The sequence below is a fragment of the Sphingobium yanoikuyae genome, assembly GCF_034424525.1.
Classification (GTDB): domain Bacteria; phylum Pseudomonadota; class Alphaproteobacteria; order Sphingomonadales; family Sphingomonadaceae; genus Sphingobium; species Sphingobium yanoikuyae.
In genome coordinates, this window is sequence record NZ_CP139979.1 from 4473786 (window position 1) to 4486783 (window position 12998).

Sequence of the window (12998 nt, forward strand, 5' to 3'; positions counted from 1 at the left end):
TGTCTGAAATCGTCAAGTCCGGGTGACGCGGGCATGGCAAAAGGGTGAAATGGAGAAGGAATAGGCCATGAACGAGATCAGCAGCATCGGCACGCCCGGCGAGGATCTGATCGAGCCAGTCATCGTCCCGGTCGAAGCCTATGTGTCGAAACACTATGCCCGCGCCGAGCAGGACCGGCTGTGGCGCAAGGTCTGGCTGCAGGCGGCCCGGCTGGAGGATATCCCCCATGTCGGCGATTTCGTCACCTATGACATTCTCGAAGATTCGGTCATCATCATGCGCACCGGGCCGGATGAGCTGAGCGCCTATCATAATGTCTGCCCGCATCGCGGCCGCCGCCTGATCGACACGCCCGCAGGCCAGCGCAACGCGCGTGGCAACCGCAAGTCGATCATCTGCGGCTTCCATGGCTGGACCTTCGACCGCCAGGGCCAATGCACCTTCGCCAATCATGCCGATGACTGGCAGGGCAAGCTGACGGCGCAGCGCACCGCGCTCGGCAAGGTCAGTGTCGATAGTTGGGGCGGCTGGGCGTGGATCAATCTCGATCCCGATTGCGGCCCGCTCACCGAGTATCTGGGCGTGGTGCCCGACATGCTCGATCCCTTCGGCCTTCAGAATATGCGCTATCGCTGGCGCAAATGGATCATCTTCGACTGCAACTGGAAGGTCGCGATGGAGGCGTTCAGCGAGACCTATCATGTCCAGACCACCCACCCCGAATTCAACGCCTTTGGCGAATTTCGCGGCTGGGCGCGCAAACATGGGCTGCACACCAATATCGGCTATGAAGCGCCCAAGAATATGGACGAGAACCAGGCCAAGCTGCGCATCGGTTCAGGCGAAGACCCGCGCCTGTCGACCGCCGAGATGCAGCTTTTCACCTGGGAAAATGCAAACACCAACACCACCATGACATTGGTCGCCGCCGCCCAGCGGCTGAAGGACGAACTGCCCGAGGGCACCCCTGCGCCGCAGGTGCTGCAGCATTGGCTCGCCACGGCGCGGGCCGATGACGAGAAGCGCGGCGTCTTCTGGCCGCTGGTCGAACCCGCCCATACCGCCAAGAGCGGCACCGCCTGGCAGATCTTCCCCAATTTCCAGATCGGCCATGCCGTCAACAACATGCTCTGCTATTCGGCCCGCCCCTATGGCGCGGACCCGGACAAGTGCATTTTCGAGGCGGCAGTGTATGAACTGTTCCCGGAAGCGGAAACGCCCGCCACCGAATGGGAATATACCAGCGCGGAGCAATGGCCGCCGGTGCTGCAACAGGACTTCACCAATATGCAGGCGGTGCAGCAGGGCATGAAGAATGTCGGCTTCCGCGGCACCCAGCCCAACCCCTATATGGAGCGGGCGGTGGCCAGTCTCCATTACAACCTGTCCCGCTACATGGGGACGGGCGCACCAAAGCCGCTGGACTGACCGACATTGCCGCGATCATGGCCCTTCGCCGCCGATCATCTGTCTGGCGGCGGAGCGCTTTCGCGTCTCCATTTTCACCAATGACTGTCTTCGACGACCGCCCTCCAATGGAAAGGGGCGCTCCCGGCAGGAGCGCCCCTTTCCGTTTTCATCCGGATTGCGCCCCTCAGAAAGGCAGCTTGTAGAGGTTCACCGCATTGTCCTGCAGCACCTTCTTCTTCACTGCAAAGTCATAGCCGCCCAGCACATCGGTCAGATGCGCCTGCACGCCCGGATAGAGCGAGGTCGGGTGCGGGAAGTCGGTTTCGAACATGACCTTGTCGACGCCGATCGTTTCCAGCAGCAGCTTGGGCGCGACCTTCTCGAACCAGAAGGTGACCCAGAAATGGTCGCGGAAATATTCCCACGGCCGCTTGTTGAGCAGGCCCTTCTTGCTAGGCAGCATCTCGTCAAACTGATGCTCCAGCGCCTCGATCGCGAAGGGTACCCAGCCCGCGCCGCTTTCGATCAGGCCGATCTTCAGCTTGGGATGGCGGTCCAGCCGGCCCGACACCATCCAGTTGCCCAGCGTCGCGGCATTGCCGATCGAGAACATGGTCGCGACCACCGACAGCGTCTGTTCAAAGCCGAAGCCGTCCCAGGTGAGCGTATTGGGATCGATCGCCGCATTGAGGTGGAAATTGAGCGGCAGGCCTTCGGCTTCGCACATTTCCAGGAAGGGGGTCCAATAATCATTGAGGAAGCTCGGCACGCCGACGCGCTCGGGCGTGTCGGGCAGCACGAAGCCGCGCAGGCCCATGTCGACGCAGCGCCGCGCTTCGGTCTCCATCGCCTTCTGGTCCCAGAAGGGCAGATGGGCCATGTTGAAGATGCGCTCGCCCGACACCTGCTGATATTCGGCCGACGCGTCATTATACATCTGGATGATCGCGACCGCGAGGTCGGGATCGCCCAGCGACATCAGCGATCCGGCCTGGGTCACGCCCGAATTCTGGAAGCCGATCTGGGCATAGATGCCCATGTCGTCCATCGCTTGCAGCCGCTCCTTGATCAGGTGACCGCCTGGATGCGCTTGCGCCAGCTTGGGGAAGGCAAGACGGCCGAGCAGCTTGTTATTGTCGGCGCGAATGACGTTGCCGCCCATCGATCCGAAATTGCGGTCGCCCACATACCAGCGTTCGACCCCGTCGGCGTCCTGCTTCACATAGGGCACCTTGGCCTTGTACTTGGCCGGCGCGCGCGAAGTGAAGAGGTCGGGCGCCTCGGTGATATGGGTGTCGGTGTCGACAATCTTGATGCCGGCCAGCGACGGGTCGAGCCCGCCCGACTGGGTGCTGTAATCGACCTCGCGGATGACGCCGCCTTCGGTATAGCCTTCGGCCGACCAATATTTACGCGCGGCCTGGGCGTCGGCGACGTCCTTGTCCTTCACGTCAGCCATGCTTCACCTCCAGCGCGCCCTGCCAGCTGGCGGATTCGAAGATCGGCTGGACGGAGGCGGCCGGCGACTGTTCCTCGACCGAGCGGCGGACCGCTTCGCTGAGCGTGCGCTGCAGGCCGGCGGCGTCGATCTGGTCGGACGGTTCATAGACGAAGCCGATCGCCAGCGGCTGGCCGTCGGGCATGTGGGGCAGCAGCATGGCGGTGACGTCGGCGATCGAACCGAAGCCGGCAAAGCCGCTGATATGGCCCTCGTCCCGGCAGCGCTGCACCTGGCCGGCGACATCGGCGAAGACGAACTTGCGCTCCTGCGGCGCTTCGGCATTGAGGCGGCGGATCAGGCCGTCGCGGCGCGGCTGCTGCACGGTCGACAGCATCAGCAGACCGGCGGCGGAGTCGGTCAGCCGTTCCTGGCGGCCACCGGCCAGGCCGTTATTGGCCGAGGTGCGCAGCGCCTTCTTGCCGGCGCGCCAGTGAACGATCTGGATGTTGAGGCCGACCATGCCGAACACGGCAATGCCAAGGCCGGTCTGGGCCGACAGGCGATCGATCAGGCCGTTGAGGACGCCATCGCGCACCATGCGCGGCTGGATCGCGGCACCCAGCATCGCGGCGCGCGGGGTCGGCGAATAGGCGCGCGAACCCGGATCCTTGTGGAGCAGGCCCAGATCGACCAGGCTCGACAGCAATTCGGACGTGCTCGACTGCGGGCGGTCGAAGCGACGGACAATGTCCATCACCGTCGCCTGCGGATGATCCTCGTCGAAAAATTCCAGCACCTCGACCACGCGCTTGGCGATCTTCGCCTTGTTAGACTCGGTCTTGGCTACCCTCGGCTTATGGGACTCGATCAGAGCCATGGTTCCTCTCCTTCGTTATTGAACATGGTTGTTCACTAACGCCGGGAGGCTGTCAACAAAAAATGAGATGCCCTCGTTTATGTGATATTCTCTGTCTCATTCTCCGCTTCCGGCGACATATTCGCAAACAGCGTCTGAAGCGCGCGACGATCGGTCTTGAGCGACGGGGTGCGCGGCAAGTCACTGACGAACAGCCATTTTACCGGAATATGGGTGGCAGGAAGATGCTGGCGCACATGCGTTTCCAATGCTGCGATCGCAGGTGCAGCAAAATCGGCGTGAAGCCGGATCGCGGCCGCCGGCACTTGCCCCAGCCGGTGATCCGCCATGCCTGTCACCGCCGCTTCGGCGACGGCGGGGTGCAGCATTAGCGCGCGTTCGATCGACTCGGGCAGCAATTTGAAGCCGCCGCGGATGATCGCCCCGTCCGCCCGGCCGCGCAGGAACAGGAAATCATCGGCATCGATCAGGGCGATGTCGGACGTGCGAATCCAGTCCGGGCCGATTCGCGGCGCAATGACTTCCAACAGACCTTCGATGTCGGGTGGTAGCGGGACGCCACTATCTGGATCGACGACGCGTAGCTCAACACCCGGCATGGCGCGGCCAACCGACCCGATCTTGCGGGCGCCCCATTCGGTATGGAGCGCGGCGGTCATCGACGCTACCGGGCCGGCGAACTCGGTGGCGCCATAGGAGAGCAGGATGGGAATGCCGTAGCGCGCCTCGAACGCCTGTTGCACGCCGGGATCGAGCGGCGCCGCGCCGCAGCCGATTGCGCGCAGGGAAGCGAGGTCATCGACCGGTAAGTCGGCATCCAGCACCGCCTGCACGCTGGCCGGCGGCAGGCCGCCATGGCTGGGCCGCCAGCGCCGCACATGGGCATGCCAGGCGGTGAGCGAGAAGCGCTCCAGCAGCTCGACCCGCTGCCCGCGCAGCAGCATCGGCAGCGTCGAATAGAGGCCGGTGATGTTGCCGAGCGGGAAATAGAGGAGGAAGGGCGGTGCGGCCTGGGGATCGTCCGCCTGCTGCCGGGTCAGCGGGGTTGAGAGGAAATGCCGTTCCAGCAGCGCATAGGGCACGGCAAAGCTTTTCGGCGGTCCGGTGGTGCCGCTGGTCAATATTTCGATCTGCGGCGCGGCGAGGCCGTGGCGCTGCTGAACTTCTGGCGAGGCATATTCATGACCCGGCAGGGCGGTGGCGGCCATGCCGTCGATTGCAACCGCGACCATGCCTTCCGTCGCCAGCACGGCCCGGATCTCCGGCCCGATATCCTCGACAAAGGCGACCAGCGCAGCGGGGGCCATCCGCGTCAGGTCGCGGGCGATCGCGGCGTCCGACTGAAAGGCATAGATCATGCGGATCGTCCGCCCCTGCGCGATCAGCCCCAGCAGCGCGGCGAGCGCCGCCGGCCGATTGCGCGCGACGAAGGCGACCGCGGCATCCGCCGCAATGCCGCTCGCATCCAGTGCCGCATCGATCTCTTCGGCTACTGCGCGCAGCGCTCCCCAAGCGATCCATTCGCCCTCATAAAGGATCGCTGCCTGATCGGCGGGCCGTTGCAGGGCGTCGGCGGCGAGCGCGCGCAGACTAGGGTGATCCGTCTCCATGGCGCGATATTGCGGCAGGGCGCCGCGCTGGTCAGCCATCGTCTGCAACGCCCTGGCGATCAGTGCTGCGTCCGCCTTTGCCGCGCTTCGGCCCGGTCCTACCCTGCCACCCATGCCCGGCCATGCCGCCCTGATCGACCCCGATGGCCTGACCCTTCCCTGGGCCGGGGAGGTGCAAGCCTATGGCCTGATCGATCTCGACCGGGCGCCGCGCACCGATGTGCCGTTGCACCTGCCACCCTTTCCGCTGCTGGGGATCGGTGACCCGACCCACCCGCTCGCGCCCCGGCTTGATGCGCTGGTCGAACTGCCGATGTCGCTCGGTGCGATCACGCAGCAGATCATGGCCCAGCCCGAAGCGGCGCGCGTGCTGGTGCAATTGTTGCGGCTGATCGAAGGGCTCGACCCGGCCCAGGCGCTGGTCGCGGAATCGCTTGCTTATGGCCTGCTTCAGCGCAGCGCCGGCCATGCTCGCTGGCTGGCCGCGCAAGTTCCCGCACCGGTGCAGGCACCCGGAACGATCGGCGTGGATCGGGACGGCGACCGGCTGTCGATCCTGATCGATCGGCCCGGTGCCCATAATGCCATCGACCGCGATCTGCGCGACGGGCTGCGCGCGGCGTTCGACATTGCCGCGCTTGATCCCGATATCAGCCATGTCAGCCTGCGCGGCGCGGGCCGCAGCTTCTGCACCGGGGCGGACCTCAGCGAATTTGGCACCACGCGCGATCCGGGAACCGCGCATGATATCAGGATGCAGACATTGCCGGCCCATGCGCTGCTGCGCTGCGCCGATCGGCTGACGGTTCATGTGCAGGGCGGCTGCGTCGGCTCTGGCCTGGAAATGGCGGCCTTTGCCGGGCAGATCACGGCCAGCGCCGACGCCTGGTTCCATCTGCCCGAACTGGCGATGGGGATCATTCCTGGCGCAGGCGGCTGCGTCTCGCTCAGCCGCCGGATCGGGCGTCAACGCGCGGCGCTGATGATCCTGTCGGGCAAGCGGATCAACGCCCGCACGGCGCTAGGCTGGGGTCTGGTCGATGCCATAATGGACGATTGATCCACCGATCCACGTCATCGCGACATCGTCGGTCCGCAGGCGGTTCCGCGCCTGCACCCAGGGGCGATCCAGCAGGCACAGGTCGGCCGGCGCGCCGACGGCGACCGCACGCTGCCGGCGCAAATCCAGCGGATCGGCGAGATAGAGGGCGAGCGCCGCCTCGGGCGTCAGCGCCTCGTCCTGCCCGATGATCGCGCCGTTCGGAGTTTCGCGCGACACCGCCGCGCGCATCGCCGCCCAGGGATCGGCGACGCCATAGGGGGCGTCGCTGCCCGCTGCCAGCACCAGCCCGGCGCGGGTGAAGGCGCCCAGCCGATAGAGCAAGGGCCGTTCACGCGGTTCGACATCGCGCAGATACTGATCGCCGCGCTCGGCGATGAAATGCGGCTGGCTCACCACCTGCACCTCCAATTCGATCATCTGCTCCAGCAGCACATCGGGGGTGACGCCGGCATGCTCGATCCGGTCGCCCGGTCGCGCGCCGGCCTGTGCCAGCGCGGCGAGGGTGAAGACCAGTTCGGTCTCGGTCGTGCAATGGCTGGCGATCGCTCGCCCCTGATCATGGGCAGCGCGCAGGAAAGCGACGCACTGGTCGAAGTCGGGCAGGGCATTTTCATGCAGGTGCAGCTTGGCCGGGCCGACCGCGATGCCGGGCGGGGGAGGCGTGTCGGCCAGCGCCAGCGTGCCGGCGGCGACCAGATGCTGCGGCAGGTGCCCGGCCCTTCGCTCGACGGCGAACCAGGCAAGGCTCGCGCCATCATTGCCGGGCGACATGTCGGTAACGCCGGTGACGCCATGGCGGGCCAGTTCGGCCCCGACCGCGTCCAGCGCCGGCGGCGTGCCGCCCAGTACCCCGCGCAGCCAGCCATCCTCGTCGAACAGCCGTCCGGTCCAGCGCCCGTCGATCCGCTCCAGCCCCGGCGGCGGCGCATCCAGCGCCAGCAGCAGGTCCAATGCCCGGCTGTTGAGCAGCCACATGCGCCCCGACCGATGCTGGATGCGCACCGGCCGTTCCGCCTGCCACCGGTCGATCGCCATCGCATCGGGCAGGCCGGCGACGCTCTCATGATAGCCGATGCCGCGCAGCCAGCCTTCGCCCGGCTGTGCCAGCGCGGCGGCCAGATCGGCTTCACTGGTCACGGCCGGCGGTCCGCAGGGCAGCGAGGCGCGGGCGACCGCATAGGCCGCAAGATGGATATGATGGTCGTGCAGGCCGGGCAGCAAGGCGCCGCCGCCCGCATCCATCACCGCTTCGCCGGGCAGAGGGGCCAGCGCGCCGATCGCCGCGATCCGCCCATCGGCGATACGCAGGTCGGCCCGGCCCACGCCCCATAGTTCGGCGTCGCGGATCAGCATAGCCAGGCCTCATTATCCTGCCCCAGCGCCGCAACCGGTCCCATGGTTCGCGACTCTACGACAGGAAAGGCATCGCCCTCGGCCGCGGCCCAGCGTTGCAGCGTCGCGGTGAAGCCCGCGTCGTCGCGCGCCCGTTCCCAGCCGATCGCCTCGGCCACCACGGCGCTCATCGACAGCAGCAGATGCGCGCCTGTACCGCCATGCCACTGTGCCAGCCCTAGGTGTGCAGCATGGATCCCGGTGATCGGGTCGGCGCAGGCATCGCCGCCAAAGCCGATCCGCCCGCTCGCCTGTCGCAGTGCGGCGCTCAGTCCCCCGGCGACACTGCAATCATCGCCAAAGCCGATCCAGTGGGCGGCGTCGCCCTCCGCGCCATGGCCGGTGATCGTCACCCAGACCAGCCCCGGCACCGCGCGCACCAGCGCGTCGGCATCGATCCCCAGTTGCGTCAGCGCGCGCGGCCGGGCGGCGGCGATCACCATGTCGGCGCGGCGGATCAGCGCGATCAGCGCCGCCCGATCCTCCGCATCGCGCAGGTCGATCGCGACATTGGCCTTGTGCTGGTTCAGCCGCCCGAACAGCAGCGGATCGCCCGCGCGCATCCGGTCGGGCCGGTTGCGGCTCTCCACCTTGATGACTTGCGCGCCGGTCAGTCCCAGCAGATGCCCGGCCAGCGGCCCGGCCCAGAGCGCCGACAGGTCGATCACCAGCGGCTGACGTTCGCGCTTCGGCCGCGCACCTCCTGTCATCATCACGCGACAGGCCGGGCTGGCCGGCACCTCGTCGATCGCCGCGATCGCAAGGCCCAGTTGCCGTCCCTGTGTCACGATCGCGCTGGTCTGCGCAGTAGCGAAGCCTGCGACAATATCGCTGTCACTTTCGATGCCGACATCGCCAAACAGAGCCGGCATCAAGTCGCGGTCGTCGGCCCGCGCCAGGGTCAGCGCGACCTGTCCGTCGATCGCGTCATAAAGCCGGCATCCACCCCCGGCCGAGCGCCGACCCGGTATGGAAAAACCGTTCAGCGCCGCCCGCTCGCCCAGCAGTTGCGCGCCGCTCAAACCCGCCAGCGCCGGCGTTCCCGCCAGCGCCCGGATCGCCTGCAATTGCGCCTCGGCCCAGCCGGCAAGCGGCAGGGCGAGAGCCACGTCAGGCTGCGAACAGCTTCTTGATTTCCCGGCGGAGGAGCTTGCCCATTTCATTATAGGGCAGGCTCTTAGCAAAGAGCACGCGTTCGGGCACTCGCGAAGAGCGAAGCCGGGCACGGATGACCTGCTTCAGCTCCTCGTCGGCCGGCGCGTGATGGCCGTCGCGCACGACCACGATCAGGCCGACCGCCTCGCCCCATTCGGCCGAGGGGATGGCGACCGCCGCCGCTTCGGCAATGGCGGGCAGGGCCAGCATCACATCCTCGATCTCGCCGGGCGAGATATTCTCGCCACCGCGCACGATCACATCGTCGGCACGGCCCGACAGGAACAGATAGCCCTCGGCATCGATATAGCCGGCGTCGCGGGTCGGGAACCAGCCCTCGGCATCGAGCGCGCTGCGCTCGCGATATTCGCCCGACACCTGGTCGCCGCGGACATAGATTTCGCCCGGCTCGCCGGCGGGCAGGCAGCGGCCATCCTCGTCGCGAATCTCGATCTCGACCGTCGGCAGCGGCCGGCCGACCGACGCCAGCCGAGCACGGGCGGCGGGATCGGTCGCGACATGGGCGGCCCGATGTTCGTCCGGCCCCAGCAGGGCGACCGTCGAACTGGTCTCGGTCAGGCCATAGGCATTGGTGAAGCCGGTATCGGGAAACAGGTCGAGCGCGCGCTGGATCAGTTCCAGCGGCATCTTGCCGCCACCATAGGCGACCGCGCGCAGATTGCTGAGGTCGGGGCGGACACCCTTGTCGACCGTCTCGATGATGCGCGACAACATGGTCGGCACGACGAAAGCATTGCTCGCCCGCTCGCCTGCCGCCAGGTCCAGCCAGGCGGCCGGATCGAAGGCCGGCAGCAGCAGGATGCGGCGCAGCGCATAGATGGAGCTGAGCAGGGCGGCGATGCCGGCGATATGATAGGGCGGCACGCTGACCAGCGCGGCATCCTCTTCCGGCGCGGCGCCGAACTCGACCGTACCCAATATATAGGAAACCAGATTGGCGTGGCGCAGGATCGCTGCCTTGGGCGCGGCGGTCGTGCCGCTGGTGAAGAGCTGGATGGCGACGCCATCGCCTTCGTCCGCTTCTGCCGGCGCATCGGCCGCAGCGTCCAGCGCGGCGGTCACGAAATCGGCGCGCGCCAGCACCTTGTTGTCGGCCGAGGGGCAGAGCCGTTCGACCCGCGCGACATCGCCGACGATCAGCGCCGGGGTGATCCGCGTCAGCAGCGCGGCGAGGTCGGCGTCGGCCAGCCGATAGTTGAGCGGCACATAGGGCACGCCGGCGATCGCCGCGCCGAACAGCGCCATCGCCGCCGCCTCGCTGCTCTCGTCGAGCAGCGCGACATGGCTGCAGCCACTGTCCCGGATCAGTGCGGCAGCACCCCGCGCGCCGGCCAGCAGCCGGGCATAGCTCCAGCGCTGGCCGTCACAGACCAGGCCGATACGGTCGGGCGCGGCATCAGCCGCCATTTCGAGGAACAGGGCGATGTTCATGGGATGGGCGTCAGTCCGAAGCGGGCAGGGGCTTGGCGTCCTTGGGGCTCAGGGCGACGCCGTCGACCGACAGCGAACCCTTGCCCGGCTTGACGCACAGCAATTCGAAATTGCCGGCCGCATCGACATAGCGCTTGCCCATCAGTGTGCCGGCGCTGAAATCGGCGGCGGGCGTGCCCACGGTCTCAGGTTTGGCCTCGCCCATGGCGCTGCCGCCGCATTCGATCGTGCCGGCGCCGCTGCGGATCACCATCACTTCGGTGTCGCACACCGCGCTCTTCAGTTTCGTACCCGGTTTCATATCATTCCTGCCTTCCAGCCCCCCGACGTCGCCCCTTCAGGCGATAGCGCCGCTGGCCTTCCATTGTTCAATCTGGTCCCACTCGACGCCCAGTTCCATCAGCACCAGTTCGGTATGTTCGGATGCCTGGGGCGAGCGCGTGGTCTGCACCGGCTGGCCGTCAAACTGCACCGGCCCGCGCACCAGCCGCAGCGGCGCGCCGCCATCGGCGCCCTCGACCTCGATGATCATGTCGTTGGCGATCGCCTGCTCGTCAGTCAGCAGATCCTTGAAGCTCTGGATCGGTGCCCATTGCCCCTTCATCGTCTTCAAATGCTCGCGCCAATAGGCGAAGGGCTTCTGACCGAAGGCCTTGACCAATATGTCGCTCGCCGCGCCGGCATTCTCGATCAGCGCCAGCACATCCTTGAAACGCGGATCGTCTGCCGCCTCGGGCACGCCGACATGGGCGAAGGTGTCGGCGATCAGGCCGGTTGGGCTGACCATGCACAGGTTGATCGTGCCGCCGTCCGAGGTGCGGAAATTGCCCATGAAGGGGTTGCGCAGCGACCCGCCGGACGACGGCATGCCGTTGCGGGTGAGGATGTCGGTCTCCATCACCTGCGCAATCAGCGCGCCCGATGCCCACCAGGCGCTCGACAGCAGCGACACGTCCAACTCGACCGCCTCGCCGGTCCTTTCGCGGTGGAACAGCGCGCCGGAAATGCCGCCGGCAATGAACATGCCGCCGATGGAATCGCCAAAGGCAGGAATGCCCTGGGTCAGCGGGCCGGGCAGTTCCTCGGGCGTCATCGCATGGGCGACGCCGCTGCGCGACCAGAAGCAGGTGCCGTCGAAGCCGCCGACCTCGCGCTCCGGCCCCTTGTTGCCCAGCGCGCTGCCACGGGCATAGATGATGTTCGGATTGACCGCGCGGATATGCTCGATGTCGAACTTGTTCTTCTGCCGCACCTGGGGAAGATAATTGGTGAGGAATACGTCGGCGCTCTTGGCCAGCTCATAGAGCACGGCCTGGCCTTCTTCGGTCGACAGGTCGATGCCGACACTGCGCTTGCCGCGATTGGGATGCTCGAACAGGGTATGGCGCAGTGGATCGAGCTGCACCCCGCCCATGTTCAGGAACCCGCGCTGCGTGTCACCGCGCACCGGATGTTCAATCTTGATGACGTCCGCGCCCCAGTCGGCCAGGATCGCGCCGGCAGCCGGCACATAGGTGAACTGCGCCACTTCCAGAACGCGCACCCCCTTCATCACCTGGGTCATAAAATCAGCCATCCCCTCATTCGCCGCATGATGCGACCTGTTGGGGAAAGGGTAGAAGCTGCGCCGGTCGCCGCAAGTCCGCCGGGCCTGCTATCGCTATCGCGATGCGCCCCGGCCCCCTAGCGCCGCGGCGATATTGCCGGCGTCGGCCGGGCCATGGCTTGAGCCGCCTTGCCGCTGTGCCATAGCCGGTCCGAAAACAGATGTGGGAGACATGCCATGAAACTCGACTCTTCCCTGTCCGCAGTGGTGACCGGCGGCGCGTCGGGCCTGGGGCTGGCGACGGTGCGGGCGCTGCGCGAAGCCGGCGTGAAGGTCGCGATCTTCGATATCAACGAGGATAGCGGCCAGGCGATCGCGGCGGAGGTCGGCGCCACCTTCTGCCAGGTCGACATCATGTCGGAAGACAGCGTGCTCGCTGGTTTTGAGGCGGCGCGGGCGGCGCAGGGGCAGGAACGCATCCTGGTCCATTGCGCGGTCGTGTCGAAGGGCGGCAAGACCGTGTCGAAGGACAAGGAGACGGGCGGCTTCAAGCGCATGTCGACGCAGGACTATGCGATTTCGGCTGAAGGCGTGCTGGTCGCCAGCTATCGCATCGCCTCGATCGCGGCGCTCGGCATGGCGGCGCTTGACCCGCTGGAGGATGGCGAGCGGGGTAGCATCCTGTTGACCTCCAGTGCTGCGGCGCAGGATGGGCAGGTCGGCCAAGTCGCCTATGGCTCGCTGAAAGCCGGGGTCAACGGCATGGTATTGCCGATGGCGCGCGACCTGATGGAGCTGGGGATTCGCGTCAATGCGATCATGCCGGGGATCTTTGCGACGCCGCCCATGCTGCGCTTCAAGGACATGAACCCGGCCATGTACGAAAGCCTGAACAACAGCGTTCCCTTCCCCAAGCGCCTTGGAAAGCCCGAGGAATTTGCCGGGCTGGCGCTGGAGATCACGCGCAACAGCTACATCAACGCCCAGCTGTTCCGCATTGACGGCGCGATTCGCTTTCCGCCGCGCTGAAGCAACGGCGCTGCATCCATTG

11 protein-coding genes are annotated in these 12998 nt (G+C 66.6%); 3 read left to right on the top strand and 8 right to left on the bottom strand.

Features of this window, described 5'->3' with window-relative positions; genetic code table 11:
- The first annotated feature begins 67 nt into the window (after positions 1-67).
- Positions 68-1429 carry an aromatic ring-hydroxylating oxygenase subunit alpha gene (locus tag U0025_RS20770; protein ID WP_004209455.1) on the top strand — a complete coding sequence of 454 codons (1362 nt, stop codon included), beginning with the start codon at positions 68-70 and terminating at the stop codon, positions 1427-1429.
- 166 nt (positions 1430-1595) lie between these two features.
- Here U0025_RS20770 and U0025_RS20775 read toward each other — a convergent pair whose 3' ends face one another.
- From U0025_RS20775 to U0025_RS20785, 3 genes are all read right to left on the bottom strand, one after another.
- The gene (locus U0025_RS20775) at positions 1596-2870 is read right to left on the bottom strand and encodes an amidohydrolase family protein (RefSeq protein ID WP_004209456.1); all 1275 of its coding nucleotides are present in this window, start codon (positions 2868-2870) and stop codon (positions 1596-1598) included.
- A complete protein-coding gene (locus U0025_RS20780; RefSeq protein ID WP_004209457.1) occupies positions 2863-3729 on the bottom strand; it encodes a helix-turn-helix domain-containing protein in 867 nt (288 codons plus the stop codon). The genes U0025_RS20775 and U0025_RS20780 overlap by 8 nt, the downstream gene beginning before the upstream one ends.
- Before the next feature lie 77 nt (positions 3730-3806).
- Positions 3807-5378 carry a class I adenylate-forming enzyme family protein gene (locus U0025_RS20785; RefSeq protein WP_004209458.1) on the bottom strand — a complete coding sequence of 524 codons (1572 nt, stop codon included), beginning with the start codon at positions 5376-5378 and terminating at the stop codon, positions 3807-3809.
- On the opposite strand from U0025_RS20785, the gene U0025_RS20790 reads away from it, so the two are divergent.
- A complete protein-coding gene (locus U0025_RS20790; protein WP_257010961.1) occupies positions 5338-6399 on the top strand; it encodes an enoyl-CoA hydratase/isomerase family protein in 1062 nt (353 codons plus the stop codon). The two genes, U0025_RS20785 and U0025_RS20790, sit on opposite strands and share 41 nt — an antisense overlap.
- Here the strand turns inward: U0025_RS20790 and U0025_RS20795 are convergent.
- From U0025_RS20795 to U0025_RS20815, 5 genes are read right to left on the bottom strand one after another with little or no spacing between them, the layout of a single operon-like run.
- Positions 6361-7755: an amidohydrolase family protein gene (locus tag U0025_RS20795; protein WP_004209460.1), complete on the bottom strand. Its 1395-nt coding sequence runs from the start codon at positions 7753-7755 to the stop codon at positions 6361-6363. The two genes, U0025_RS20790 and U0025_RS20795, sit on opposite strands and share 39 nt — an antisense overlap.
- Positions 7749-8903: a CoA transferase gene (locus U0025_RS20800; protein ID WP_037490737.1), complete on the bottom strand. Its 1155-nt coding sequence runs from the start codon at positions 8901-8903 to the stop codon at positions 7749-7751. Before U0025_RS20800 ends, U0025_RS20795 begins: the two co-directional genes overlap by 7 nt.
- 1 nt (position 8904) lies before the next feature.
- On the bottom strand, positions 8905-10401 hold the full coding sequence (locus U0025_RS20805) for a class I adenylate-forming enzyme family protein (RefSeq protein WP_004209462.1): 1497 nt from the start codon (positions 10399-10401) through the stop codon (positions 8905-8907).
- A gap of 10 nt (positions 10402-10411) precedes the next feature.
- On the bottom strand, positions 10412-10702 hold the full coding sequence (locus U0025_RS20810) for a hypothetical protein (protein ID WP_004209463.1): 291 nt from the start codon (positions 10700-10702) through the stop codon (positions 10412-10414).
- A gap of 36 nt (positions 10703-10738) precedes the next feature.
- On the bottom strand, positions 10739-11965 hold the full coding sequence (locus U0025_RS20815) for a CaiB/BaiF CoA transferase family protein (RefSeq protein WP_004209464.1): 1227 nt from the start codon (positions 11963-11965) through the stop codon (positions 10739-10741).
- Between the two features lie 219 nt (positions 11966-12184).
- Here U0025_RS20815 and U0025_RS20820 point away from each other — a divergent pair, with 219 nt between their 5' ends.
- Positions 12185-12976, top strand: a complete 792-nt coding sequence (locus U0025_RS20820) for an SDR family oxidoreductase (protein WP_004209465.1) — start codon at positions 12185-12187, stop codon at positions 12974-12976.
- Positions 12977-12998: the final 22 nt, after the last annotated feature.

Bases quoted from the DNA above. Each gene is read 5' to 3' on its own strand.
- U0025_RS20795 (WP_004209460.1), bottom strand. From the start codon at position 7,755: ATGCTGATCCGCGACGCCGAACTATGGGGCGTGGGCCGGGCCGACCTG.
- U0025_RS20785 (WP_004209458.1), bottom strand. From the start codon at position 5,378: ATGGCTGACCAGCGCGGCGCCCTGCCGCAATATCGCGCCATGGAGACG.
- U0025_RS20780 (WP_004209457.1), bottom strand. From the start codon at position 3,729: ATGGCTCTGATCGAGTCCCATAAGCCGAGGGTAGCCAAGACCGAGTCT.
- U0025_RS20805 (WP_004209462.1), bottom strand. From the start codon at position 10,401: ATGAACATCGCCCTGTTCCTCGAAATGGCGGCTGATGCCGCGCCCGAC.
- U0025_RS20815 (WP_004209464.1), bottom strand. From the start codon at position 11,965: ATGACCCAGGTGATGAAGGGGGTGCGCGTTCTGGAAGTGGCGCAGTTC.
- U0025_RS20820 (WP_004209465.1), top strand. From the start codon at position 12,185: ATGAAACTCGACTCTTCCCTGTCCGCAGTGGTGACCGGCGGCGCGTCG.
- U0025_RS20775 (WP_004209456.1), bottom strand. From the start codon at position 2,870: ATGGCTGACGTGAAGGACAAGGACGTCGCCGACGCCCAGGCCGCGCGT.
- U0025_RS20790 (WP_257010961.1), top strand. From the start codon at position 5,338: ATGGCGCGATATTGCGGCAGGGCGCCGCGCTGGTCAGCCATCGTCTGC.
- U0025_RS20770 (WP_004209455.1), top strand. From the start codon at position 68: ATGAACGAGATCAGCAGCATCGGCACGCCCGGCGAGGATCTGATCGAG.
- U0025_RS20810 (WP_004209463.1), bottom strand. From the start codon at position 10,702: ATGAAACCGGGTACGAAACTGAAGAGCGCGGTGTGCGACACCGAAGTG.